This window comes from Alloalcanivorax sp., assembly GCF_964221125.1.
Lineage (GTDB): Bacteria > Pseudomonadota > Gammaproteobacteria > Pseudomonadales > Alcanivoracaceae > Alloalcanivorax > Alloalcanivorax venustensis.
The window spans coordinates 1-23,086 of record NZ_CAXPXK010000123.1 but is presented as its reverse complement, the minus strand read 5'-3'; the positions used below and the strand labels follow the sequence as shown (position 1 = coordinate 23,086).

At 67.2% G+C, this 23,086-nt stretch carries 23 protein-coding genes and 3 tRNA genes; 8 read left to right on the top strand and 18 right to left on the bottom strand.

All coding sequences use genetic code 11. The features are described from left to right. Window positions 1-150: 150 nt before the first annotated feature. From ACEQZD_RS14495 to ACEQZD_RS14485, 3 genes are all read right to left on the bottom strand, one after another. Window positions 151-240: transfer RNA gene (locus tag ACEQZD_RS14495), tRNA-Ser, on the bottom strand. Between the two features lie 237 nt (window positions 241-477). Beyond that, window positions 478-948 (bottom strand): YiiD C-terminal domain-containing protein, encoded by a 471-nt coding sequence (locus ACEQZD_RS14490; RefSeq protein WP_370186288.1) that lies wholly within the window; start codon window positions 946-948, stop codon window positions 478-480. Beyond that, window positions 941-1,513 (bottom strand): nitroreductase, encoded by a 573-nt coding sequence (locus ACEQZD_RS14485; RefSeq protein WP_370186286.1) that lies wholly within the window; start codon window positions 1,511-1,513, stop codon window positions 941-943. The genes ACEQZD_RS14490 and ACEQZD_RS14485 overlap by 8 nt, the downstream gene beginning before the upstream one ends. Before the next feature lie 139 nt (window positions 1,514-1,652). Here ACEQZD_RS14485 and ACEQZD_RS14480 point away from each other — a divergent pair, with 139 nt between their 5' ends. After that, on the top strand, window positions 1,653-3,191 hold the full coding sequence (locus ACEQZD_RS14480; protein ID WP_370186284.1) for an adenylate/guanylate cyclase domain-containing protein: 1,539 nt from the start codon (window positions 1,653-1,655) through the stop codon (window positions 3,189-3,191). An 11-nt stretch (window positions 3,192-3,202) separates the two neighbouring features. Beyond that, complete coding sequence (locus tag ACEQZD_RS14475; protein WP_335628719.1) at window positions 3,203-4,684, top strand: AbgT family transporter; 1,482 nt, start codon at window positions 3,203-3,205, stop codon at window positions 4,682-4,684. Between the two features lie 100 nt (window positions 4,685-4,784). Here ACEQZD_RS14475 and queF read toward each other — a convergent pair whose 3' ends face one another. The 4 genes from queF to ACEQZD_RS14455 form a co-directional block, all read right to left on the bottom strand. Beyond that, complete coding sequence (gene queF / locus ACEQZD_RS14470) at window positions 4,785-5,624, bottom strand: NADPH-dependent 7-cyano-7-deazaguanine reductase QueF (RefSeq protein WP_194856362.1); 840 nt, start codon at window positions 5,622-5,624, stop codon at window positions 4,785-4,787. A 5-nt stretch (window positions 5,625-5,629) separates the two neighbouring features. Continuing rightward, complete coding sequence (locus ACEQZD_RS14465) at window positions 5,630-6,403, bottom strand: ABC transporter permease (protein ID WP_142950154.1); 774 nt, start codon at window positions 6,401-6,403, stop codon at window positions 5,630-5,632. After that, window positions 6,400-7,347 (bottom strand): ABC transporter ATP-binding protein, encoded by a 948-nt coding sequence (locus ACEQZD_RS14460; RefSeq protein ID WP_335628720.1) that lies wholly within the window; start codon window positions 7,345-7,347, stop codon window positions 6,400-6,402. Before ACEQZD_RS14460 ends, ACEQZD_RS14465 begins: the two co-directional genes overlap by 4 nt. A gap of 62 nt (window positions 7,348-7,409) precedes the next feature. Beyond that, entirely contained in the window at window positions 7,410-8,084 is a 675-nt protein-coding gene (locus ACEQZD_RS14455) for a histidine phosphatase family protein (RefSeq protein ID WP_142950156.1), read from the bottom strand. A gap of 144 nt (window positions 8,085-8,228) precedes the next feature. On the opposite strand from ACEQZD_RS14455, the gene ACEQZD_RS14450 reads away from it, so the two are divergent. Further along, on the top strand, window positions 8,229-11,090 hold the full coding sequence (locus ACEQZD_RS14450; protein ID WP_370186281.1) for an autotransporter domain-containing protein: 2,862 nt from the start codon (window positions 8,229-8,231) through the stop codon (window positions 11,088-11,090). A gap of 41 nt (window positions 11,091-11,131) precedes the next feature. On the opposite strand, the gene ACEQZD_RS14445 is transcribed toward ACEQZD_RS14450, so the two are convergent. Together ACEQZD_RS14445 and ACEQZD_RS14440 are read right to left on the bottom strand one after the other, a co-directional pair. After that, window positions 11,132-11,207 (bottom strand) — tRNA-Gly (locus tag ACEQZD_RS14445). Window positions 11,208-11,217: 10 nt separating this feature from the next. Next, window positions 11,218-11,293: transfer RNA gene (locus ACEQZD_RS14440), tRNA-Glu, on the bottom strand. A gap of 155 nt (window positions 11,294-11,448) precedes the next feature. On the opposite strand from ACEQZD_RS14440, the gene ACEQZD_RS14435 reads away from it, so the two are divergent. Beyond that, on the top strand, window positions 11,449-12,102 hold the full coding sequence (locus ACEQZD_RS14435; RefSeq protein ID WP_142950157.1) for a glutathione S-transferase family protein: 654 nt from the start codon (window positions 11,449-11,451) through the stop codon (window positions 12,100-12,102). 24 nt (window positions 12,103-12,126) lie between these two features. Here ACEQZD_RS14435 and ACEQZD_RS14430 read toward each other — a convergent pair whose 3' ends face one another. The 8 genes from ACEQZD_RS14430 to ccmA are packed head-to-tail and all read right to left on the bottom strand — an operon-like array spanning window position 12,127 to window position 18,175. Beyond that, window positions 12,127-12,642 (bottom strand): GDYXXLXY domain-containing protein, encoded by a 516-nt coding sequence (locus tag ACEQZD_RS14430; RefSeq protein ID WP_194856359.1) that lies wholly within the window; start codon window positions 12,640-12,642, stop codon window positions 12,127-12,129. After that, window positions 12,639-13,868 (bottom strand): DUF2157 domain-containing protein, encoded by a 1,230-nt coding sequence (locus tag ACEQZD_RS14425; RefSeq protein ID WP_370186279.1) that lies wholly within the window; start codon window positions 13,866-13,868, stop codon window positions 12,639-12,641. The genes ACEQZD_RS14430 and ACEQZD_RS14425 overlap by 4 nt, the downstream gene beginning before the upstream one ends. Next, window positions 13,869-15,356 carry a RimK family protein gene (locus ACEQZD_RS14420; protein ID WP_194856357.1) on the bottom strand — a complete coding sequence of 496 codons (1,488 nt, stop codon included), beginning with the start codon at window positions 15,354-15,356 and terminating at the stop codon, window positions 13,869-13,871. A gap of 27 nt (window positions 15,357-15,383) precedes the next feature. Further along, window positions 15,384-15,872: a cytochrome c maturation protein CcmE gene (gene ccmE / locus ACEQZD_RS14415; RefSeq protein WP_142950161.1), complete on the bottom strand. Its 489-nt coding sequence runs from the start codon at window positions 15,870-15,872 to the stop codon at window positions 15,384-15,386. Next, entirely contained in the window at window positions 15,869-16,102 is a 234-nt protein-coding gene (gene ccmD / locus ACEQZD_RS14410; RefSeq protein ID WP_194856356.1) for a heme exporter protein CcmD, read from the bottom strand. Before ccmD ends, ccmE begins: the two co-directional genes overlap by 4 nt. Window positions 16,103-16,104: 2 nt before the next feature. Beyond that, a complete protein-coding gene (gene ccmC, locus ACEQZD_RS14405; RefSeq protein ID WP_370186277.1) occupies window positions 16,105-16,860 on the bottom strand; it encodes a heme ABC transporter permease CcmC in 756 nt (251 codons plus the stop codon). A 26-nt stretch (window positions 16,861-16,886) separates the two neighbouring features. After that, on the bottom strand, window positions 16,887-17,573 hold the full coding sequence (gene ccmB / locus ACEQZD_RS14400; RefSeq protein WP_142950164.1) for a heme exporter protein CcmB: 687 nt from the start codon (window positions 17,571-17,573) through the stop codon (window positions 16,887-16,889). Next, window positions 17,570-18,175, bottom strand: a complete 606-nt coding sequence (ccmA, locus tag ACEQZD_RS14395) for a cytochrome c biogenesis heme-transporting ATPase CcmA (RefSeq protein WP_370186275.1) — start codon at window positions 18,173-18,175, stop codon at window positions 17,570-17,572. Before ccmA ends, ccmB begins: the two co-directional genes overlap by 4 nt. A 144-nt stretch (window positions 18,176-18,319) precedes the next feature. Between ccmA and ACEQZD_RS14390 the strand changes: the two genes are divergently transcribed. From ACEQZD_RS14390 to ACEQZD_RS14380, 3 genes are read left to right on the top strand one after another with little or no spacing between them, the layout of a single operon-like run. Continuing rightward, on the top strand, window positions 18,320-18,898 hold the full coding sequence (locus tag ACEQZD_RS14390) for a lipocalin family protein (RefSeq protein ID WP_142950166.1): 579 nt from the start codon (window positions 18,320-18,322) through the stop codon (window positions 18,896-18,898). Between the two features lie 29 nt (window positions 18,899-18,927). Then, window positions 18,928-19,392, top strand: a complete 465-nt coding sequence (locus ACEQZD_RS14385) for a CYTH domain-containing protein (RefSeq protein ID WP_335628724.1) — start codon at window positions 18,928-18,930, stop codon at window positions 19,390-19,392. After that, window positions 19,379-19,558 (top strand): hypothetical protein, encoded by a 180-nt coding sequence (locus ACEQZD_RS14380; protein ID WP_142950168.1) that lies wholly within the window; start codon window positions 19,379-19,381, stop codon window positions 19,556-19,558. Before ACEQZD_RS14385 ends, ACEQZD_RS14380 begins: the two co-directional genes overlap by 14 nt. Here the strand turns inward: ACEQZD_RS14380 and ACEQZD_RS14375 are convergent. Then, entirely contained in the window at window positions 19,555-20,478 is a 924-nt protein-coding gene (locus tag ACEQZD_RS14375) for a LysR family transcriptional regulator (protein WP_142950170.1), read from the bottom strand. The two genes, ACEQZD_RS14380 and ACEQZD_RS14375, sit on opposite strands and share 4 nt — an antisense overlap. A gap of 118 nt (window positions 20,479-20,596) precedes the next feature. Between ACEQZD_RS14375 and metE the strand changes: the two genes are divergently transcribed. After that, window positions 20,597-22,888: a 5-methyltetrahydropteroyltriglutamate--homocysteine S-methyltransferase gene (gene metE, locus ACEQZD_RS14370; protein ID WP_370186274.1), complete on the top strand. Its 2,292-nt coding sequence runs from the start codon at window positions 20,597-20,599 to the stop codon at window positions 22,886-22,888. The last annotated feature ends 198 nt before the right edge of the window (window positions 22,889-23,086 follow it).

Here is a 23,086-nt window from a genome sequence, read left to right as displayed (position 1 = left end):
TCAGACGTGTGCTCTTCCGATCTGTGATTTTGGGACAGGGCCTATTCCAAGGCGGGCGCGCTTTGCGCCGCTCGGTCGAACGGAGGGTTCGAATTAAGTCCTCCCTGACCACCAAATAAAAAGGGGTCCCGTTTGGGACCCCTTGTTATTTGGCGGTGAGGGAGGGATTCGAACCCTCGATACGCGTAAACGTATACACGCTTTCCAGGCGTGCTCCTTCAGCCACTCGGACACCTCACCAAAACTGATTGTCACTACCAGCTGGCCGCGCTCTGGTAGTCGCACGCGAGCGTGCTCGTTACTCGGGCTCACGCCCTCGCCCCTTCGGGGCCGTCACCGCTACGCGGCGACGTTCGCTTGCCTTCGGCAAGGCGTCAGCCACTCGGACACCTCACCAAAACTGGCTGCTCTGAGTCATCATCAGAGGGCGCGTAGGGTACCCGAGGGTCGCGGTTCAGGCAAGCGTGGCGGCGTCACTCAGGCGTTATCCGTGTTGTTTCTGGCCAGGTAAAGGCCCTGGTACTCGGAGACCACCACACCCTGGGCGTCGGTTGCCCGGGCCAGAATCGCCAGGCTCGCTTTGCCGCGCCGCCTCAGGCGCTGGTGAAACCGGCCGCTCTCGCCGTCGTCGGCCCAGGCGCGGATTTCGATGGCGCCGTGCAGCGGCGCGCGGAATTGCAGGCTGGATTCCACCGCCACCACGTCGACGCTGGCCTCCCCTTCGCCCACCGCGGAATCCGCCATCAGCGTGGTGCAGGCCCAACCGGCCAGGGTGAGCAGCGCCGCCTGGCTGCCGGCGAAGAAGGTGCCCTTGTCGTTATGGTTGGGCGCCAGCGGCGCGGTCAGGGTGAGCCGTTCGCCGTCGAAGGCGGTGAACCGGAAGTCGAGATGGGTGGTGAGCGGTATCGCCGCGCGCACGCGGGCGGCCAGGGCGTCGAGATCAATCATCCTGCCTCCGGGGAAGCTCACGCAGAAAAGTTTCCGGTTGTTCGTCCGGCAGGTTCTTCAGGCCCCCGGCGGGGGTGCCCAGGTAGACGAAGCCCACCACCTGATCCTTGTCGGCGAAGCCCAGGCGCGCCTTGACGGTTTCGTCGTTGGCCAGGTCGCCGGTGCGCCACATGGCGCCGATGCCCAGGGCGTGGGCCGCCACCATGATGTTCTGCACCGCCGCGCCCACCGCCAGCACCTGCTCCCAGGCGGGCACCTTGTGGCCTTCGGTGATCTCCGCCACGGCGACGATAATGGTGGGCGCGCGCAGGGCCTTGTTGCGGATGTTGTCGCGGGCGCACTGGTCCGCCTCCGGCTGCCGGCGCAGCAGACGCCACTCCATGATGTCGCCGAGGCGTTCGCGCTCTTCGCCTTCCAGCACCAGAAACCGCCAGGGGCGCAGCATGCCGTGGTCGGGGGCGCGGATCGCCGCCGCCAGCAACTCTCTGACCTGATCGGCGGTGGGGCCGGGCTCGGTGAGGCGGGCCACGGAAACGCGGGTGTTGAGCGCGGTCAGTGTGTCCATCGGAACTCCTGTGTGCGAACGGTGACGCGCCGGGGATTGTACGGCAAAGCGCGTTTGCTTTCCTCGCCGTCTGGCGATCAGTCTTTTTTCTTAACCCACAACTGGGTAAGCTCCGGACAAACGTCCTGATTGGCAGTGCATGAGTACATCCAAGAACCGCCCCCGCAAGCCCTATCTGGATCCGATGGAGCGCGCGCGCCGGCTGAGCAATTATATCCGCCTGCTTGCCTTCGTGGTGGCGGCGACCATTCTGATGGCCGGTGTCGGCCTGCAGCTTTATCCCTCCCACTATCTGCTCGGCGTGGCCGGCCTGCTGGGCTATCCGCTGCTGGTGCAGACCCTGGTGGTGGTGGGCCAGCGCAAGGACCTGCTGCCGGAACATTTCTCGCCGGTGGTGATGCAGCTGGACGCGGCGATCATCGGGGTGGCCTGCGCGCTGCTGCATTTCGCGGTGGTGCCGAGCCTGGTGCTGCTGATCATCGTGCACGCCAACGCGGTGAGCAGCGGCGGCCTGCGCCCCTGGCTGCTGAACGTGCTGATGACGCTGGGCGGCGCCGCTCTGGCGTCACTGCTGCTGGGCGTGCCGCCCACCCCCACCACGGTGCCGCTGAGTGTGTCGGTGCTGTCGCTGGTGGGGCTGGGGCTGTACGTGGGCGCCAGTTCCTTCTATGCCAACCGTCAGGCGCAGTTCCTGCGCCAGGCGCAAATCCGGGTGCGCGAGCAACAGCAGCAGGCGGTGGAGATGTCGCGCAAGCTGGCCAAGTATCTGCCGCCGCAGATCTGGGGCTCGCTGTTTTCCGGCAAGCGCGACGCCAAGCTGGAGACCCGGCGTAAACGGCTGACGGTGTTCTTCTCGGACATCAAGGGTTTCAGCGCGATCTCCGAGGAGCTGCCGCTGGACACCCTGACCCGCATGCTCAACACCTACCTGAGCGAGATGACGCGCATCGCCCTGCGCCACGGCGGCACCATCGACAAGTTCATCGGCGATGCGGTGATGGTGTTCTTCGGCGACCCGAAAAGCGAGGGCGCCCAGGAAGACGCCTACCGGTGCGCCGCCATGGCCATCGAAATGCAGCAGCACATGCGCTTTCTGCGCCAGCGCTGGCAACGCGAGGGCATCACCCAGAAGCTGGAAATCCGCATCGGCATCAACACCGGCTATGTGACGGTGGGCAACTTCGGCACCGACAGCCGCATGGACTACACCATCCTCGGCACCGACGTGAACCTGGCCAGCCGGCTGGAATCCGCCTGCCGGCCGGGGCAGGTGCTGATCTCGGAAAGCACCCATGAGCTGATCAAGGACCGGGTGCGCTGCCGTAATGTGGGCGAGGTGTCGGCGAAGGGCTTCAGCCGGCCGATCCCGGTGTTCGAGGCCCAGGCACTGAAGCGCAACGCCGGCGGCAAGCAACGCTTCGTGAGCGTCGCCACCACCGGGTTCGGCCTGCACATGGACCTGGAGCGCATTCACAACGTGGACAAAAACCGCATACTGAAGGCCCTGGCCCGCTCCGCCTCGGACCTGAAGAAGCGCAAGACCGTGGCCGTGGATTTCGAGGCGGAAGGCTTCGCGCTGCATGTGCACTCCGAGAGCCTGCCCGACCGCGACCGGGAAAAAGTGCTGGATGTGATGGGCAAGGCGGCGGCCAAGATACAACAACAAGTACGGCTCTAAGGAGAACCGCTATGGCTGAACCGTCCTCCGGCTGGCTGGCCCGGCTGGAACGCGCCGGCAACCGCCTGCCGCACCCCACCCTGCTGTTCGTCTGGCTGTGTCTGTTGATGCTGCCGCTGAGCGCGCTGCTGGCGGCGGTGGGCCTGACCGCCACGCATCCGCTGGAGGACCGCGCCATTGAGGTGCGCTCGCTGCTCGACGGCGACGGCCTTACCTATCTGTTCAGCGAGATGGTCACCAACTTCACCGGTTTCGCACCGCTGGGCGTGGTACTGGTGGCGATGCTGGGGCTGGGCATCGCCGAGCATTCCGGCCTGCTGGGCGCCAGCCTGGCGGCGCTGGTGCGGCGCGCCTCGCACCGCACGCTGGTGGTGACGGTGGCGTTCGCCGGGGTGATGTCGAGCCTCGCCTTCGACGCCGGCTATGTGGTGCTGATTCCCCTCGCCGGCTTTCTGTTCCAGCTGGCCGGCCGCTCGCCGCTGGCCGGCATCGCCACCGCGTTCGCGGCGGTGTCCGGCGGCTACAGCGCCAACCTGCTGCTCGGCCCGGTGGACGCAGTGCTCGCCGGCCTGTCCACGGAGGCGGCGGCGATCGTCGAGCCCGACCGCGTGGTGTCGGCTGCGGGCAACTACTGGTTCATCATGGTCTCCACGGTGCTGGTCACCGCCGTGGTGTCGCTGGTCACGGTGCGCATCACCGAGCCGCGCGTGGCCGACCGGCCCGCCGACAACAGTGACGAAGACCTGGCGCCGCGCATGGACCGGCGCGCCCTGGGCTGGACCCTGGCAGTGCTGGCGCTGGGCGTGCTCGCGGTGGTGCTGCTGGTGGCGCCGGCGGACGCGCCGCTGCGCGGTGAGGACGGCGGCCTGCTGCAGTCGCCGTTCATGTCGTCGCTGGTGGTGCTGATCGCGCTGCTGGCGGGGCTGTGCGGCGCCGTTTACGGGCGGGTGAGCGGCCGCTTCCGCTCCGCCGGCGGCATCATCGAGGCGATGGAAACCACCATGAGCTCGATGTCCGGTTACCTGGTGCTGATGTTCTTCGCCGCCCAGTTCGTGGCCTGGTTCAGCTACAGCCAGCTGGGGCTGGTGCTGGCGATCAAGGGCGCCGCCTGGCTGGGCGGCCTGAATCTGCCGACCGTGGCGCTGCTGCTGTTGTTCGTGGGGCTGGTGGCGCTGATCAACCTGATGATCGGCAGCGCCTCCGCCAAGTGGGGCATCCTGGCGCCGGTGTTCGTGCCCATGCTGATGCTGGTGGGCATCGACCCGGAAGCCACCCAGGCGGCCTACCGGGTGGGCGATTCCAGCACCAACATCATTACCCCGCTGATGCCCTACTTCGCGCTGGTGCTGGGCTTTGCCCGGCGCTACCGGAGCGACACCGGCATCGGCACGCTGATCGCGCTGATGCTGCCCTACAGCCTGGCGCTGCTGGCCGGCTGGTCGGTGCTGCTGGGGGTTTGGATCGGCTTTGGCTGGCCGCTCGGCGCCGGCTAGCCGTCGAGGTCTCTGGGATCCTGCCGGGCGGTCTGGGACCGCCCTTTCGCGGGCAGGGCCCGCTCCCACAGCCCGCTCCCACAACCCGCTCCCACAGTCGCTACTGGCGGATGGTGCGCAGGTTGCGCGGCAGGTCTTCGTAATCGGAACGGAACGGGTTGATGTCGAGGCCGCCGCGGCGGGTGAAGCGGCCGTACACCGACAGGTGACGGGGCGCGCACTGGCGCTTCAGGTCGACGAACATCTGCTCGATGATCTGTTCGTGGAAGCCCTGGTGGTTGCGCAGCGAGACCACGTAGCGCAGAAAGCTGGCCGGGCTGATCTCGGCGCCGGTGTAGCGCACCTGAACCGTGCCCCAGTCCGGCTGGTTGGTGACCGGGCAGTGGCTGCGCAGCAGGTGCGACACCAGCGCGCCGTTGCGCTCCGGCCCCTGTTCGGTGAACAGCAGATCCGGGCGGTATTCGAAATGCTCGAACGCCACGTCGAGATGATCGACGCTGTCGCCGTGGTCATCCCAGACCGCGGCGCGGGCCGCTTCCTCCATGCTCATGACGCGCACGTCCACCGGTGCCCCGGCCACCTGGGCCAGGTCGCCGGCGATCGCCTTGATCACCGCCTCGCGGGAGGCGAAGCGGGTGTTGGCGAACGAGTTCAGATAGAGCTTCAGCGACTTGGATTCGATGATGTTCGGCGAGATGCAGGGCACCACCAGCTCGGCCATGGCCACCACCGGCTTGCCGCGCTCGTTGAGCCAGGACAGCTCATAGGCGTTCCAGATGTCCTGGCCGTGGAACGGCAGCCGCGGCTCGCCCTCGGCGGCGGTGTCCAGGTCCAGGCTTTCGCGGGCGTCCCAACGGGGCACCGGGCACAGCAACGAAGGGGTGTACTGGTCGATGAAAGCGCTGGTGCGGCCCAGCGGCGTGTCGTTGAGAAAGCTCATGTCGATTACCCGCGAATTCCGGTGCCCCGCCGCAGCAGCCACAGCGCCAGCAGAAAGAACACTACCGTAAAGGCGAAGATAGCAGCCAGGGAGGCGTATACGTTGACGTCGCTCACACCCAGCACGCCGTAGCGGAAGGCGTTGACCATATAGACGATGGGGTTCACCAGGGTCACGGTGCGCCAGAATTCGGAGAGCAGGTCCAGGGAGTAGAACACCCCGCCCAGGTAGGTCAGCGGCGTGAGAATAAAGTTGGGAATGATGCTGATGTCGTCAAAGTTGTTGGCGAAGATGGCGTTGATAAAGCCGCCCAGGGCGAACAGCGCCGAGGTCATCGCCACCACCAGCAGGGTGATCCAGGCGTGCTGCACGTTGAGATCGGTGAAGAACAGGCTCACCGTGGTGACGATGCCGCCCACCATGATGCCGCGCACCATGCCGCCCACCACGAAGCCGGACAGGATCACGAACGGCGACATCGGCGACACCAGCATCTCCTCAATGGAGTGCTGAAACTTGGTGGAAAAGAACGAACTGACCACGTTGCCGTAACTGTTCTGGATCACGCTCATCATGATCAGGCCGGGCACGATGTACTGCATGTAATCGAAGCCGCCCATCTCGCCGATGCGGCTGCCTACCAGGTTGCCGAAGATCACGAAATACAGGGTCATGGTGATCGCCGGCGGCAGCAGCGTCTGCGGCCAGATGCGCAGGAAGCGGCGCACTTCCTTGGTGACGATGGTCAGGAAAGCGACCCATTGTTGATGCAGCGTCATGAGGCGTTCTCCCGCTGCGGGTTCTGTTCAGGCAGGTTCTGTTCCACCAGGCGCACGAACAACTCCTCGAGACGGTTGGCTTTGTTACGCATGCTCATTACTTCGAAATTCTGCTCCGCCAGGGCCACGAACAACTGGTTCAGGCTCTGCGTCTTCGGCACCGCCACTTCCAGGGTGCCGGCGTCGCGCAGGTGCACGTCGAAACCGGGCAGCTCCGGCGCGCGGTCCACCGGCCGGGCCAGATCCAGGATGAAGGTTTCCACCTGCAGCTTTTCCAGCAGCGACTTCATGTCGGTGTTCTCGACGATGCGGCCGTGGTCGATGATGGCGATGCGGCGGCACAGGGACTCCGCCTCTTCCAGATAGTGGGTGGTGAGAATAATGGTGCGGCCCTCGTTGTTGAGGCCGATCAGGAAGTCCCACATGGAACGGCGCAGCTCAATGTCCACCCCGGCGGTGGGCTCATCGAGGATCAGCAGCTCCGGCTCATGAACCAGGGCGCGGGCGATCATCAGCCGGCGCTTCATGCCCCCGGACAGGGAGCGGGCCTGGTTCTTGCGCTTGTCCCACAGCCCCAGCTTGCGCAGGTACTTCTCGGCGCGCTGCCGGGCCAGCGGCGCCGGAATGCCGTAGAAGCCCGCCTGGGTGACGACGATGTCGAACACCTTCTCGAACTGGCTGAAATTGAATTCCTGGGGCACCACGCCGATCTTCTGCTTGGCCAGTTCCCGTTCCTGGTCCAGGGAGTGGCCGAGGATGGTGACCTCGCCGCCGGTCTTGTTGACCAGCGAACTGACGATGCCGATGGTGGTGGACTTGCCGGCGCCGTTGGGGCCCAGCAGCGCGAAGAAATCACCCCGCTCCACGGTCAGGTCGATGCCTTTGAGCGCCTCGACACCGTTGGCGTAGGTCTTGGTGAGATTACGAAGGGTCAGGGCAGACAAACATCACCTCGCCGGCTGCGGAAAAGAAACAAGCAACACAGATGGGGGCGGCACCGCAGGATTCAAGCCAGCGCCAATTCCCGGTGCCCGTGATGACCGCGCCACACCCAGTGCATGCGGGCGTCCTCGAACCACACCCACAGCCCTTCCATCATCCACGGCCAGTGCTCCTCGTCGATGGCGTCGCGGCCTTCCAGCTCCGCCACCAGCACGGCGAGAATGGTGTCATGGGTCACGTGCACCGCCAGTGAACCCGGCTCCGGCTCGCGCTGGTACAGATACGAAGCCAGCTTGGCGCGGCCCGCCGCCGGCGACAGCATGCCTTCGAACGGGGTTTTCAGGTGCTGGTTGAGAAAGCTCAGCGCCCCCATCTTGAGAAAGGTCGGCCCCACCCGGTTGATGTCTTCCACGTAGCAGCCGGGTTCCACCAGGGTCGGGTCGGTGACCACCTCCGGCATCGCCGGGATCAGGCCCGCCTCCAGGGCGCCCTCCGCCATGGCGGTGGCGGTGTCCACGCAGCGGCCCACCGGGCTGGAATAGAACGCCTGCACCGGGCGCTCCAGACGGGCGCCCCACTCACGGGCCATCGCCACGCCTTCCGCGGTGAGCGGCAGGCGGTAGTCGGCGAAGCCGTTCTTGGCCAGCTCCCGCACGGAGTGCCGGGTCAACAGGTGAGCCGGCCGGTGAGCCGGAAGCAGACGGATCGCATCGTGAAGGCGGGGGTGTAATCGGGCCATGGTCCCTCTCTAAGACTGCCTCATGGTACGGTCCCGGGGAGGTACTGCCAAGTTCGCCGCTTGGACTCCCCTATTTAAGGGATACCAGTCGCCCGCCTCCCGTGATGTATTCCCCCGATTCTAAAAAAAGAGAGGGGAACGACCATGCAGCAGGCAGGCGCGCCACGGGCGTCACGCGTGAAGCGTTTTATTGTCACGGGCCCGGCGCTGGTGGCGCTGATGGCCGCCGATCAGGCGCTGGCCCAGACGTTCATTGACGCCGGCGACCAGGAAATCATCGATAACACGGCGCAAAGCACGCAACCCAACCCCTGGGACACCGGCTTCTTGCAGGTCGACGGCACCCTGACCATCGGCGAGACCGGCGCTGTGACCAGCTCGATCACCTATGTGGGCGGCGATCCCGCCGCCGCCAACCCCGCTGTGGCCAGCGTGGCGGGCACTGGCGCGCAATGGACCCTGACCGACGGGCTGTTCGTCGGTGACATCAACGACGGCGATATGACCGTGGGCGCCGGCGGCACCGTGACCAGCTCCTACGGCATCGTCGGCAGCAGCGATGGCGTGCTCGGCACGGTCGAAGTGGCGGGCCAGAACGCCCTTTGGGAAAACACCGGCACGCTCTCCATCGGCAACTATGGTCAGGCGGAAATGACGGTCGGCGCCGGCGGCACGGTGACCAACACGGTGGGTTATATCGGCTCGTTCGCCGGCTCCAACGGCGTGGTGACGGTCAGCGGCGACCAGGCGCGCTGGGACAACAGCGCCGATCTGGTGGTGGGCAGCTCCGGCACCGGCACCCTGAACATCGGCGCCGGTGGTACGGTCACCAACCTGAATACCTTCGTGGGCAGCTTCGCGGACGGTGACGGCACCGTGGTGGTGGACGGCGACGGCGCCGGCTGGCAAAACAGCGGCGCGCTGATCGTCGGCGCCGAGGGCAGCGGCGCCGTGGACATCAACAACGGCACGGTGAGCAGCGACAGCGGCACCCTCGGCAACGCCGTGGGCGCCGACGGCCGGGTGCGGGTGGCCGGCGATACGGCGCGCTGGACCAGCGCCCTGGCCATCCAAGTGGGCTACCAGGGCAGCGGCGACCTGGTGATCGAAGACGGCGGCCGGGCCGCCACCGGCGCGGTGATCGTCGGCGCCACGGCCTCCGGCTCGGGCACGCTCACCCTGGGCGGCACCGCCGCCGCGCGGGGCATCCTGGAAACCGGTTTTGTGCAGAAACAGGACGGCGCCGGCAGCGTCACGCTGGACGGCGGCATGCTCCGGGCCACCGCCGACGAGCAGGATTTCCTGAGTGGCTTCAGCGCCGGTGACGTCAACATCGAAGCCGGCGGCGCCTGGGTCGATAACAACGGCCACGACATCGGCATTCAAACCGACCTGCAGGGCGCCGGCGGCCTGACCAAACTCGGCGCCGGCACCCTGGTGTTGTCGGGTAGCAACACCTATCAAGGCGCCACCGAGGTGGAGGCCGGTTCGCTGGTCGTCAACGGCGACCTCGCGCCGTCGACGCTGACCATCCACGGCGGCGCCGGCCTGGGCGGCAGCGGCACGGTCGGCACCACCAGCCTGGGCGCCGGCAGCACGCTGGCGCCGGGCAACTCGATCGGCACGCTCACCGTGGACGGTGACCTCACCTTCGACAGCGACACCACCTACCAGGTGGAAGTGGCCCCCGACGGCTCCGACAGCGACCTTGTCCAGGTCACCGGCCAGGCGCGGCTGAACGGCGCCGACGTGGCGCACATCGGCAACAGCGGTGACTACCGGCCCGCCACGGTCTACACCATTCTCAGCGCCGACGGCGGCCTCGACGGCACCTTCGGCGGCGTCACCTCCGACTACGCCTTCCTGATCGCCGACCTGTTCTACGACGCCAACAACGTCTACCTGCAACTGGCCCGCGACGGCTACGCCAGCTTCACCGACCGGGCCGTCACCGACAATCAGATCGCGGTGGCGGGCAGCGCGGACACCCTGGGCCCCGGCAACGACATCTACAGCGCTCTGCTCACCCTGCCCGACGACAACGCCCTGATCCGCGGCGCCTTTGACCAGCTGGCCGGGGAAATCCACGCCTCTCTGCGCAGCGCCCTGATCGAGGACAGCCGCTTTGTGCGCGACACCGCCGGCGAGCGGCTGCGCACCGCCTTCCGGTCACGCCCCGCCGGCACCGTGGTGTGGAGCCGCGCCTACGGCAACTGGGGGGACAGCGACCGCGACGGCGGCGGCGCCGCGTCGATGGACCATTCCAGCGGCGGCCTGTTGATCGGCGCCGACGCGCCCCTCAACGACACCTGGCGGCTGGGCCTGCTGGCCGGCGCCGGCCGCACCTCCGTGGACATCGACGACCGCGACGCATCCGGCAGCAGCGACGACTATCACCTGGGGCTGTACAGCGGCGGCCGCTGGGAGGCGCTGCGCCTCACCGCCGGGCTCGGCTACAGCTGGCACGACATCGAAACCGACCGCCGCGTGGCGTTCCACGACTTCGAGGAGTCCCTGCGCGGCGACAATCGCGCCGATACCCTGCAGGTCTTCGGTGAGGCGGGATACCGGCTGGATACCGACGCCCTGGCGCTGGAGCCCTTCGTCGGGCTGGCGCAAGTGCGCCTGAGCAGCGACGGCAGCGACGAGGACGGCGGCGCGGCGGCCCTGCGGGACGACGGCGACAGCACCGACACCACCTTCAGCACCCTGGGGCTGCGCGCCGCCTCCGCTCTGGGTCTCGCCGGTGTGCCGGCACGGCTGCACGGCACCCTGGGCTGGCGCCACGCCTTCGGCGACACCGACTCGGAGGTCACCCAGACGTTCGCCGGCGGCCAGGCCTTCACCGTCAGCGGCGTGCCCATCGCCGAGGACGCGGCGATCGTCGAGGCCGGCCTGGACCTGAGCCTCTCCGAGCGCGCCACCCTGGGCGTCAGCTACGGTGGCCAGCTCGCCGCCGACCGCCGCGACCACGGCCTCGGCGCCCGCTTCGAGATGCAATTCTGAGTGGCACAAAAAAAGGGACCCGGTCGGGTCCCGTTTGATTTTGGAGCGGGAAACGAGATTCGAACTCGCGACCCCAACCTTGGCAAGGTTGTGCTCTACCAGCTGAGCTATTCCCGCTTATAAAGAGTGGCGTCCCCTAGGGGAGTCGAACCCCTGTTACCGCCGTGAAAGGGCGGTGTCCTGGGCCACTAGACGAAGGGGACCCGGTGCTCTCAAGCGGCGCGTAGGATAGAAATCGGCGCCCCGGTCGTCAAGGAAAAATTTGCCGGAAGTGGTCATTGACCCGCCACCCGCTCTGCTTTATCCCTAGATGCCTGTAAAAAACGCCTGCCAAAAAACCAACCGGGAGAGAAAACGCATGCCCATGAAACTGTACGGCGCGGTGATGTCGCCCTTCGTCCGCAAGACCCGCGTGGTGCTGGCCCTGAAGGGCCTGGACTACGAAGCGGTGCACGTGGACCCCAACAACAAACCCGAGGGCTACGAGAAGATCAGCCCGCTGCAGCGGATCCCGGCGCTGGAAGTGGACGGCCGCTATCTCGCCGATTCGGCGGTGATCTGCGCCTACCTGGAGAAAACCCACCCGGAGCCGGCGCTCTACCCCAGCGACCCGTTCCAGTACGCGCGCACCCTGTGGTTCGAAAAGTACGCGGACTACGAGCTGGCGCCGCACTGCACCTTCACCGTGTTCCGTAACCGGATCGTGAAGCGCCTGATGGGCCAGGACTGCGACGAGGAGGCCATCGCCAAGGCGCTGGAGAGCCGCATTCCGCCGATGCTGGATTATCTGGAGCAGGAGCTGGACGGCCGTGAGTATCTGGTCGGCGACAGCCTCACCGTGGCGGACATCGCCGTGGCCAGCCAGCTGGTGAATTTCCGCCATGGCGGCGAGACCGTGGACGCCGGCCGTTACCCGAACCTGGCGGCGCACACCGAGCGCATGCACGCGCTGGCGCCGTTCGCCGGTACCATCGAGAAAGAGAGCGGCTTTATCAGCAAGATGCTGGGCTGACGCCCGCGGCGCCCGGCCCGCCGGCTAGGGCGCCGATTCCCCGCCACCGGCCTCCACGGCCACCAGCGCGGCACGGCCGTCCGGCGCGATGCGGACCCGGGCCACGCCGCCTTCGGCCAGCTCCCGTTCCAGCCGCAACGCCTCTTCCGGCGCCGCGAACCAGGCTTCGATGCCGTAACGAATGTGCAGTTCACCACCGCTGACCCGCTCAATGGTACCGCGCAGATACAGCCGCTCGCCGTCCGGTTCCCGTAAACGCACGCCGTCCGCCCGCCACAGCGCGCCGTCCCGCTGCAAGCGCACGAACACCGGATCACCGGCGCGGGGCAGCTCCATCTCGGGCAGCGGCTGGCGGGATAGGGCGTAGTTCAGGCGCACGTACTGGCCCCGGAACAGGTCGCGCGGGTCCACCGGCACGGTGGCCAGGCGCACCTCGGTGCCCACCCACAGCGGGTACTGGCTGTACACGAACAGGCCGCCCAGCACCGCCAGCTGCAGTAGCACCGCGGCCACCAGCGCGGCCAGCCGGCGCCGGCTCATGAGCGCGCCTCCCGGCGGCGCCAGTAGCGGCCGGCGACGAACAGCAGCGCCGCCATGCCGAGGAACAGCCCGGCGGCGCCCAGATAGCCGCCGATCAGGTCCAGGTAGCGCAGCAGCGCCAGGGTGAGGATGGCGATCAGCCCGGTGACATAGAGGCCGCCCTCGCCTTCCAGAAGACCGCGCCGCATCCAGTGCATCGCCAGCAGCAACAACAGCAGGTTCGACGCCACCGCCCAGACCAGGGCCTGGTCGGGCACGCCGCCGGTGTGCACCGCGATCAGCAGGGCGGCCACCGCCAGCGCCACCAGGGGCCGCCCCAGGAGGGCCGCCGCCAGCAGCGCCACCAGCGCCGCCCACAGGCCCGGATCGAGCCAGGTCCAGGCGTAGGCCAGGTAGTGCTCCCAGCCGTCCACGAAGGTGAACGGCAGGATCGCCAGCACCGTGAGCCGGGGCATCCAGTTAACGGCGCCGGCGCTCCACCAGCCCGGGCGGGCGGCGAGCGCGCCGGCCAGCACCAGCAGGCCGAGATTGAAACTGATCATGCCTTCCTGGGCCTGGGGGCCGAAGTCGGTGGCGTAGACCCAGGCCAGCATCAGGTTCAGCCACACGGCGGTGGCGGCCAGCGCCGCCAGGGCGAGCCCGGCGACGCGGCGGCGCCAGGCCACCCAGAACGCCACCGCCAGAAACAGCGGCATCAGCCAGGGGGCGGCGAAGCGGTATTCCAGCAGCATCCAGGCCACCGCCACCGCCAGGCCCTGCAGCGCCAGCAGGCGGCCCCCGCTGAGCAGCGTCAGCGGCACCAGGCCCAGGGTCCAGAGCAGCAGGCCGTTGGGGAAATGCTCGCCCAGGTGGTACATCTGCCCGGTGAGCATGATCGAGGCGCCGTAGGCGAAGCCGCCCAGGAACAGCAGGCCGCCGCCGGTGCCGGCGCGGGCCAGGCGCAGCACGCCCCAGCCGTTGAGCACGGCGGTCAGGGTGACCAGGCCGGCGAAGCGGGCCAGGCGCGGCAACTGCTCCCAGTTGGCGGACACCAGCAACAGCAGGGCGAGCCCGGCGAACAGGCCGGCCAGGCCGGTGAGCAGCCCCAGCGCCGAGGGGCCGGTGTCGTTCAGGGAGGTGCCGTAGCGGTTGAGGATGCGCTCCGCCTGGAACGGCTCCACCAGGCCCTCATCGACCCAGCGGCGGGTTTCCCGGCGCAGCAGGTTCTTGCGCATCCAGCTCAGCATCTAGAGCGGCAGCCCCAGCCGTCGGGCTTCCATGCGGCGCAGGAATTCCAGCATGATCTGCCGGTACAGATCCTCGCCCAGCCACAGGTCCTCGACGCCGGCGTCCACGTTGGGGTTGTCGTTGACTTCGATCACCACCACCTGATCGCCGGATTGCTTGAGGTCCACGCCGTACAGGCCGTTGCCCATCAGCCGCGCCGCCTTGAGCGCCATGCGCAGCACCTTGGCGGGCACGTCGCGCACCGGCAGGGTGGCGAAGCGTCCGGAGCTGGTCTTGCCGCCGTCCTTGTGGTGGTAGATCTGCCAGTGGCCCTTGCTCATGAAGTACTGGCAGGCGAACAGTGGCCGGTTGTTGAGCACGCCGATGCGCCAGTCGTAGTCGGTGTACATAAAGGCCTGGGCCAGCACCACCGCGGACTGCTTCAGGTAACCGCTGAGCGCGGCGCGCAGCTCGGCTTTGTCCTTCACCTTGCTGATGCCCCGCGAAAAGCTGCCGTCGGGAATCTTCAGCACCATCGGCAGGCCCAGCTCGGCGATCAGGCTGTCCGCCTGCGCTTCGGAGTCGTCGAACACGAAGGCGGTGGGCGGCACCGGCACGCCGTTGGCCTGCATCAGCTCGGCCAGGTAGATCTTGTTGGTGCAGCGCAGGATCGAGCCGGGGTCGTCGATCACCACCATGCCTTCCTGCTCCGCCTTGCGGGCGAACTGGTAGGTGTGGTGGTCGATGCCGGTGGTTTCACGGATAAACAGGCCGTCGTACTCACCCAGGCGGGTGTAGGCGTCGCGGTCGATGGGGTCCACCTTGATGCCCAGCTGCCGGCCGGCCTTGATAAAGCGTTTGAGCGCGGCGCGGTTGCTGGGCGGCATGGCTTCTTTGTCGTCCACCAGCATGGCCAGGTCGTAACGGTCGCCGCGCCGGCGGCGGGGGTTGCGCCACACGCGCGCGTTGAACTGTTCCAGGGCGCGGGCGAAGGCGTCTTCCTCGTGCCCCTTGAGCTGCTTGAGGCTCACCGGGCGGATCGATTCCAGGGTCCACTCTTCGCGGCGGCGGAAGGAGACGCGCAGGATCGGACAGGGCATCTGATCGAAGATCTGGCGGCCCAGGTCGTTGAGCCCGTCCTGCTCCGCGTGACCGAAATAGAGCGTCAGGGTGACGCGGGTGGCGTCGCCGCCCTGCTTTTTCATGGCTTTGTCGAGGGCCGCTTCGAAGCGCTCGAAATGCAGGCCGTACAGCGCCTTGCGGCTGAGGTCGTTGACCGTGCGCACCGACGGCAGCACGCGCTGGCCGCGCGCTTCCGCCAGCAGCGAGCAGTAATAACCGGGCGACAGGTATTTATAGCTGCGGCACAGGTTGATCACCTGCACTTTCTTGTCGGTGCACACGGGCTGGGCCGCCTGCAGATAGTCCCGCGCCGAAAGCAGATGGCGGGTGGGGTAATAGGCGGCCCAGTCCGCCGGGTCGTCGACCAGGATGATCACTTGGCTCATTGATGGCTCACTCGGCACTCAAACCGACTAGTCGTAATCGCCCTTGGGGTAACCGGCGTCTTCTTCCTTGGCGCCGGGCTTGCTGCCCGGGTGCCCGGCTTTTTCCAGTGCATCCTGTACCTCCGGCGGCATATAGGTCTCATCGTGTTTGGCCAGGACCTCGTCCGCCTCGAAACGGTCACGGCTCACCAGGGTGCCGTTGGCGACCACGCCCTGGCCCTCGCGGAACAGGTCGGGAAGAATGCCCTGGTAGTGAATAGCAAAGCTACCCTTTCCATCGGTGACCGTGAAGACCACATCCAGGGTATCCGGGTCCCGCTGCACCGAGCCGTCCTCGACCAGACCGCCGACGCGCATTTTGGCACCCACCGGCGCCTCACCGTTAACGATTTGCTGCGGCGTATAGAACAGGTTGATGTTCTGACGCAGGGCGTAGACCGCCAGCCCCACCGCCACGGCCAGGCCCGCGAGCACCGCCAGCACCACGAATAGACGTTGTTTGCGAACCGGATTCATTGATTACTCTCCACACTGTTGGACGATGTGCCGGCCTTGGGCGATGTCCTGGCGCCGTCGCGGCGCGCCTGGCGGGCGATCTCGGCCCGCACCCGTCCCTGCCGTCGCACCGCCACCAGCATATTGGTGACGATCAGAAGCGCGCTGAGTCCGTAGGCGCTCCATACGAAAAAGCCGTGCTCGCCCATGGCGATAAAGGCGGCGACACTGTCGAAATAGGGGTCGAACATGATCACGCCTCCTCGTCACGGACCAGCCGGCGCACCCAGCCGCTGCGGCGTTCGCGGCTGAGCACCTCGGTGCGGGCGCGCATCAGCACGTTGGCGGCGTACAGTAACCAGAGCCCGGTCATGCTGATCAGCAGCGGCCATTTCATCGAGGCGTCGATGGACGACTGCCCCACCACCTTGAGGGTGGCGCCCTGGTGCAGGGTGTTGAGCCACTCCACCGAATACTTGACGATCACCACGTTGATCACGCCCACCACCGCCAGCAGGGCGGCGGCGCGGGCCGCCTGGCGCGGATCGCGGATCGCGTTCTGCAGCGCCATGATGCCCAGGTACAGGAACAGCAGGATCAGCATCGACGTCATGCGCGCGTCCCACTGCCAGTAGGTGCCCCAGGTGGGCTTGCCCCAGAGCGCGCCGGTGAGCAGCGACACCGCCGCCAGGGCGGCGCCGAACGGCGCCAGCGCCTTGAGCATCACCTCGGCCATTTTCATGCGCCACACCAGCGCCACCAGCCCGGCCACGCCCATGGCGATGTAGCCCATCAGGGCGCCGCTGGAGGCCGGCACGTGAATATAGATGATGCGATAGCTGTCGCCCTGGTAGCGCTCCACCGGGGCGTACACCAGCCCCCATATCAGCCCCACCGCCAGCAGCGCCAGCGACACCGGCACCAGCCACGGCAGCACCGCCTCGCAGAAACGGTAGAAGTACCGGGGCGAGCCCAGTTGGTGGTACCAGCGTTTAATCGTTTTCCACATAGAACACCTGAATAGAGCGGTGGCTATCAGTCGCCGGCGCTGATGCGCAGGCCAAGCGCCACGGCCACCGGGCCGAGGCTCACCGCCAGCGCCAGAATCGCCCCCAGCACCGCCAGCAGACCGCCGGTGGGCAGGCCGTCCAGGGCGGTGCGCACCACGCCCGCGCCGAACACCAGCACCGGCACATAAAGGGGCAGCACCAACACCGCCAGAAGGATACCACCGCGGTTAAGGCCCACCGTGAGCGCCGCGCCGATGGCGCCCACCACGGTGAGCGTGGGCGTACCCAGCAACACGCTCACCATCAGGGTATCCAGCACCGCCACCGGCAGCTGCAGCATGTAGCCCAGCAGCGGCGCGATCAGCGCCAGCGGCAAACCCGTCAGCAGCCAGTGGGCGAGCAGCTTGGCGGCCACCGGCACCACGCTGACCACCGGCGCGGTGAGCAGCAGATCCAGCGCGCCGCTCTCCTGGTCACGGCGGAACAGGCCGTCCAGGGACAGCATCACCGCCAGCAACGCCGCCACCCAGACCGCGCCGGGGGCCACCAGGGCCAGCAGCGCCGGCTTCGGCGACAGGGCCAGCGGAAACAGGCTCACCACCACCACGAAAAAAAACAGCGGCTGCACGATGTCCGCCGGCGAGCGCCAGATCAGCGTCAGTTCGCGACGCAGCGAGGCGCGCCAGACGGCGCCCAGGGACGGCGCGCTCATCGGACCACCTCCCTATCCTCACCGAGATGCAGACGGTGCACGCCGTCACCGACCCGGTGGTGCGAGGTGTAGATCACCAGCACCCCCTGCGCCGCCGCCTGGCGCAGCCGTTGATCCAGCGCGGCCACGCCCTGCTGGTCGATGGCGGTGAACGGCTCATCGAGAATCCACACGTCCTTGCCGTCCAGCCACAGCCGGGCCAGCGCGATGCGGCGCTGCTGCCCGGCGGACAAACGCCCCGCCGGCACGTCCTCGAAACCGTACAGATCCAGCGCCGCCAGGGCCGCGTCCGGGTCGCCGGTCTGGCCGCTGAGGGCACGGTTGTATTCGAGGTTTTCGCGGGCGGTGAGTTCCTCACGCACGCCGGGCTGGTGCCCCAGGTAAAGCAGCGACGGCGGCAACGGCGACGACCACTCGACCCGCCCCTGGTAAAAGCCGTGCAGGCCCACCAGGATGCGCAACAGCGTGGTCTTGCCGGCGCCGTTGGCGCCGGTCACCTGCCAGATCTCGCCGTTGCGCGCGGAAAAATCCAGATCCTCAAACAGCATCCGGTGGTCCCGCTCGCAGCCGAGCTGCCGCACTGTTAAACGTGGTGCGTCCATGGTCGCTTCCGCCCCCTGAATCGGCCGCGGAGTATAGCATGCCTGGGCACCCCGACGAGCGCGGGCCAGCCACGGCCGAACGGTTGCGCAAACCCGGGGCGTTTTCGGCTAAACTATGGGATTAGTGTCGAAAGGATTCCGACTATGACTCTCCATAAGGCTCTCCATAAGGCCCTGTTACTGGGCCTGCCTCTGCTCCTGGCCGCCTGCGGCGGCGACGAACGGCCCCTGGCCACGGTGGACCGGGTGGATCTGCAGCGTTACGCGGGCACCTGGCATGAAATCGCCCGCCTGCCGCAATGGTTCCAGCGCGGCTGCTACAACTCCACCGCCACCTACAGCCTCAACGACGACGGTTCGGTGAAAGTGGTCAACCGCTGTCAGCGCGAGGACGACGAACCCAGCGTCGCGGAAGGCGAGGCCCGCGTGGTGCCCGGCTCCAACAACGCCAAGCTGAAGGTCCGTTTCGATAACTGGTTTTCCCGGCTGCTGCCCAAGGTCGCCGAAGGGAATTACTGGGTGATCGCGCTGGACAAGGACTACCAGACCGTGGTGATCGGCGAACCGGGCCGCGAGTATCTGTGGATTCTGGCGCGCCAGCCCCGGCTGCCGGACGACCAGTACCGGGCCCTGGTCGGGCTCGCCGAGGAGAAAGGCTTCCCGGTGGACGAGTTGCAGCGCAACCGGGACCTGGTGCCGGACGGCGAACGCGACACCCCCTGACCGACAGACCCACAGCGAGGAGTCCGACCATGGCCGTGGAAATCGAGAGAAAATTCCGCACCAAGGGCGTCGACTTTCTGGCGAACCAGGAAGGCGAACGTCTGACCCAGGGGTATCTGAGCCACGATCCCCGCGCTACCGTGCGGTTGCGCGTGCAAGGCGACCGCGCCTGGCTGACCATCAAGGGCAAGACCCACGGCGCCAGCCGCAGTGAGTTCGAATACCCGATCCCCACCGCCGACGCCCACGCCATGCTGGAAGAGATGTGCCCGCAGGGCGTGATCGACAAAACCCGCTACCGCATCCAGGTGGGCGAGCATGTCTGGGAAGTGGACGAATTCCATGGCGACAACCAGGGCCTGGTGGTCGCCGAGGTGGAGCTGGACAGCGAGGACCAGCCTTTCGAGCGGCCGCCCTGGCTCGGCGAGGAAGTCACCGACGACCCCAGATACTACAACAGCGCGTTGAGCCGCACCCCCTATGGCCAGTGGTAACACCCAGTACGTCCTGTGGCGGCGGGACGAGAACGGGCAAATCCTGTTGATGTGCCGTTTCCACTCCAACAGCCAGGCGCAGCGTGTGTGCGCGCGCTATCAACGACAGAAAAAGCCCCGCTATCACTACTGGGTGACCACCCTGGCGCCGCACGGGCCGCACTAACCGGCGGCGCGGCGGATACCACTGAGGTTGCTGAAACACAGGGCGCGGGCGGTATCCATGAATTCCTGAATAAACGGCACCTGCTCGTCACCGTCGCGCACCGCCGCGTACAGGGTGCGCCACACGCCCTCCCCTTCACCCAGCCGCACCGCGCGCACCAGATCCAGATCCAGGTATTCGGTGAGCGCCCAGTTGGGCAACGCCGCCACGCCCCGGCCGGCGGCCACCAGCTGCACCATCATCGGCGTCAGCTCGGCGGTGCGCAGCGCCGCCGGCGCCACCCCGGCCGGGTCGAGAAAGGCGGTGAACACATCCAGCCGCTCGTGCTCCACCGGGTAGGTGATCAGGGTTTCCTCCGCCAGCGCCCGGGGCGCCACCGCGCGGGCGCCGGCCAGCGCTGACTGCCGCGCCACCGCCAGCACCAGCTCGTAGCGGAACAGCGGCAAATAGCGCACCGCGTCGTTATCCACCGGATCGGACGTGATCACCATATCCAGGTCGCCGCGCACCAGCGCCGCCTGGGGCGTGAAACTGAACGCCGCGGACAAATCCAGCTCCACTTCCGGCCAGGCCTCGCGGAACCGGTCCAGCGCCGGCATCAGCCACTGAAAGCAGGAATGGCACTCAATGGCGATGTGCAGCCGCCCGCTCTGCCCGGCGGCCAGGCGCCGCAGCTCGGTCTCGGTGCGCCTCACCTGGGGCAGCACCTGGCGCGCCAGCGCCAGCACCCGGCCACCGGCGGTGGTGAAACGGATCGGCCGGGTGCGCCGCACGATCAGCGCCACCCCGAGCCGGTGCTCCAGGTCCTTGAGCTGGTGGGACAGCGCCGATTGGGTGACGTGCAGGCGCTCGGCGGCCTCCACCAGGCTGCCGGCCTCGTCGATGGCCTGCAGGGTGGCCAGGTGGCGGAGTTCAAGCACTGACGACATGAGCATCACTCATAGTAACGATTAGATATTTGATTTTGTCTCAACTAAGGGGTGGACCACAATAGCCGCCAATCGATCTTCCCCCTCTTCGCGTGACAAAGGATTCATCATGACCACCCTGCATAACCTGGGCTTTCCCCGTATCGGCGCCCGCCGTGAACTGAAACAGGCGGTCGAGGCCTATTGGGCCGGCACCCTGCAGCAAAGCGAACTCGAGCACGTGGGCCGCAGCCTGCGCGAGCGCCACTGGACGCTGCAGGCGGAAGCGGGCCTGGACGCGGTGCCGGTGGGCGACTTCGCCTGGTACGACCAGATTCTTGAGTTCTCCTGCCTGCTGGGCGTGGTGCCGCCGCGCTTCCAGCAGGCCGACGATCAGCCGGTGTCCCTGGACACCCTGTTCCGCATGGCCCGGGGCCGCGCCCCCAGCGGCGAACCGGCGGCGGCCTGCGAGATGACCAAATGGTTCGATACCAACTACCACTACATCGTGCCGGAGCTGGAAGGGGACCAGCAGTTCCGCATCGCCCGCGAGACCCTGTTCGATCAGGTGGACGAAGCCCGCGCCCTGAACCTGGACGCCAAGCCGGTGATCCCCGGGCCGCTGACCTACCTGTACCTGTCCAAGGGTGAATCGTTCGACGGCGCCGCCGACAGCGCCAAACTGACCCTGCTGGAAAATCTGATTCCGGTGTACCGGACCATTCTGCAGCGCTTCGCCGACCAGGGCGTGACCTGGGTGCAGATCGACGAGCCGATTCTCTGCCTGGATCTGCCCGACGCCTGGCAGCGCGCCTACCTGCGCGTCTACGACCAGCTCGCCGGCGCCGCCTCGGTGAAACTGCTGCTGGCCACCTACTTCGAAGGCCTGCGCGACAACCTGTTCACCGCCCTGCAACTGCCGGTGGCCGGCCTGCACCTGGACCGGGTGCGCGGCAACGATCCGCTGGATCAGGTGCTGCCGCGCCTGGGCGACAAGGTGCTGTCGCTGGGCGTGATCAACGGCCGCAATATCTGGCGCGCCGACCTGGACGCCCTGCTCGACACCCTGACGCCGCTCAAGGCGCAGCTGGGCGAGCGCCTGTGGCTGGCGCCTTCCTGCTCGCTGCTGCACAGCCCGGTGGACCTGGACCAGGAAGACCGACTGGACGACGAACTGAAAAGCTGGCTCAGCTTCGCCAAACAAAAGCTCGACGAACTGGCGGTGCTGGGCGGCGCCCTGGACGGCGACGACAGCGTGCAACCGGCCCTGCAGGCGCAGCGCCGGGCGGTGGCCGCGCGCGGCCAGTCGCGGCGCATCCACGACCCGGCGGTGGGCGAGCGCATGGCAGCCTCCGGCCAGGTGTCCCGCGACCGGCTGAGCCCGTTCGCCGAGCGCATCGGCAAACAGCAGGCGGCGCTGAAACTGCCCGCCTACCCCACCACCACCATCGGCTCGTTTCCGCAGACCAAGGAAATCCGCGCCGCGCGCCGTGACTGGAAAGCCGGCAAGCTGGACGACAGCGGCTACACCGAGCTGATGAAGCAGGAAATCACCCGCGCGGTGCGCTACCAGGAACAGGTGGACCTGGACGTGCTGGTGCACGGTGAAGCGGAACGCAACGACATGGTGGAATACTTCGGCGAGCTGCTGGAAGGCTTCGCCTTCACCCGCTTCGGCTGGGTGCAGAGCTACGGCTCGCGCTGCGTGAAACCGCCGGTGATCTTCGGCGACGTGAGCCGCCCCAAGGCGATGACCGTGGACTGGACCCGCTTCGCCCAGTCGCTCACCGACAAGCCGGTGAAAGGCATGCTCACCGGCCCGGTGACCATTCTGCAGTGGTCCTTCGTGCGCGACGACCAGCCCCGCGACACCACCTGCCGGCAGATCGCCCTGGCCCTGCGCGACGAAGTCCAGGACCTGGAAAACGCCGGCATCGGCGTGATCCAGATCGACGAGCCGGCCTTCCGCGAAGGCCTCCCGCTGCGCCGCGACGACTGGCAGGCGTACCTGGGCTGGGCGGTGGACTGCTTCCGCCTGGCCACCGTGGGCGTGGCCGACGAAACCCAGATCCACACCCACATGTGCTACTCGGAGTTCAACGACATCATCGAAGCGATCGCCGCCATGGACGCGGACGTGATCACCATCGAAACGTCGCGCTCGAACATGGAGCTGCTGGAAGCGTTCGAGAACTTCCAGTACCCCAACGACATCGGCCCGGGGGTGTACGACATCCACTCGCCCAACGAGCCGAAGGTGGACTGGATGGTGGCGCTGATGGAAAAAGCCGCCCAGCGGCTGCCCAAGGAACGCCTCTGGGTGAACCCGGACTGCGGCCTCAAGACCCGCAAATGGGAAGAAACCGAAGGCGCCCTGGCCAACATGGTGGAAGCCGCCAAGACGCTCCGGAAGAGCGCCTGACCACGGACGACCACCCTGCTGTGGAAGCGGGCCTTGTGGGAGCGGGCCCAGCCCGCGAAAGGGTGGCTTACTGAAGTGGTCAAGTGATCTTGGACAGTTTCTTAGGTTCTGGTCACGCGGCCGCTTTTTCCCTTGCCCCGGGTGTTTGGTACTGGTTCGTGCTGTGAGGGCGGACGTGGTTGTAGTACTGATTGACGT

Excerpts from the sequence above, each read along its gene's own strand:
- ACEQZD_RS14490 (WP_370186288.1), bottom strand. The coding sequence starts at position 948 with ATGATTGATCTCGACGCCCTGGCCGCCCGCGTGCGCGCGGCGATACCG.
- ACEQZD_RS14485 (WP_370186286.1), bottom strand. The coding sequence starts at position 1,513 with ATGGACACACTGACCGCGCTCAACACCCGCGTTTCCGTGGCCCGCCTC.
- ACEQZD_RS14480 (WP_370186284.1), top strand. The coding sequence starts at position 1,653 with ATGAGTACATCCAAGAACCGCCCCCGCAAGCCCTATCTGGATCCGATG.
- ACEQZD_RS14475 (WP_335628719.1), top strand. The coding sequence starts at position 3,203 with ATGGCTGAACCGTCCTCCGGCTGGCTGGCCCGGCTGGAACGCGCCGGC.
- queF (WP_194856362.1), bottom strand. The coding sequence starts at position 5,624 with ATGAGCTTTCTCAACGACACGCCGCTGGGCCGCACCAGCGCTTTCATC.
- ACEQZD_RS14465 (WP_142950154.1), bottom strand. The coding sequence starts at position 6,403 with ATGACGCTGCATCAACAATGGGTCGCTTTCCTGACCATCGTCACCAAG.
- ACEQZD_RS14455 (WP_142950156.1), bottom strand. The coding sequence starts at position 8,084 with ATGGCCCGATTACACCCCCGCCTTCACGATGCGATCCGTCTGCTTCCG.
- ACEQZD_RS14450 (WP_370186281.1), top strand. The coding sequence starts at position 8,229 with ATGCAGCAGGCAGGCGCGCCACGGGCGTCACGCGTGAAGCGTTTTATT.
- ACEQZD_RS14435 (WP_142950157.1), top strand. The coding sequence starts at position 11,449 with ATGCCCATGAAACTGTACGGCGCGGTGATGTCGCCCTTCGTCCGCAAG.
- ACEQZD_RS14430 (WP_194856359.1), bottom strand. The coding sequence starts at position 12,642 with ATGAGCCGGCGCCGGCTGGCCGCGCTGGTGGCCGCGGTGCTACTGCAG.
- ACEQZD_RS14425 (WP_370186279.1), bottom strand. The coding sequence starts at position 13,868 with ATGCTGAGCTGGATGCGCAAGAACCTGCTGCGCCGGGAAACCCGCCGC.
- ACEQZD_RS14420 (WP_194856357.1), bottom strand. The coding sequence starts at position 15,356 with ATGAGCCAAGTGATCATCCTGGTCGACGACCCGGCGGACTGGGCCGCC.
- ccmE (WP_142950161.1), bottom strand. The coding sequence starts at position 15,872 with ATGAATCCGGTTCGCAAACAACGTCTATTCGTGGTGCTGGCGGTGCTC.
- ccmD (WP_194856356.1), bottom strand. The coding sequence starts at position 16,102 with ATGTTCGACCCCTATTTCGACAGTGTCGCCGCCTTTATCGCCATGGGC.
- ccmC (WP_370186277.1), bottom strand. The coding sequence starts at position 16,860 with ATGTGGAAAACGATTAAACGCTGGTACCACCAACTGGGCTCGCCCCGG.
- ccmB (WP_142950164.1), bottom strand. The coding sequence starts at position 17,573 with ATGAGCGCGCCGTCCCTGGGCGCCGTCTGGCGCGCCTCGCTGCGTCGC.
- ccmA (WP_370186275.1), bottom strand. The coding sequence starts at position 18,175 with ATGGACGCACCACGTTTAACAGTGCGGCAGCTCGGCTGCGAGCGGGAC.
- ACEQZD_RS14390 (WP_142950166.1), top strand. The coding sequence starts at position 18,320 with ATGACTCTCCATAAGGCTCTCCATAAGGCCCTGTTACTGGGCCTGCCT.
- ACEQZD_RS14385 (WP_335628724.1), top strand. The coding sequence starts at position 18,928 with ATGGCCGTGGAAATCGAGAGAAAATTCCGCACCAAGGGCGTCGACTTT.
- ACEQZD_RS14380 (WP_142950168.1), top strand. The coding sequence starts at position 19,379 with ATGGCCAGTGGTAACACCCAGTACGTCCTGTGGCGGCGGGACGAGAAC.
- metE (WP_370186274.1), top strand. The coding sequence starts at position 20,597 with ATGACCACCCTGCATAACCTGGGCTTTCCCCGTATCGGCGCCCGCCGT.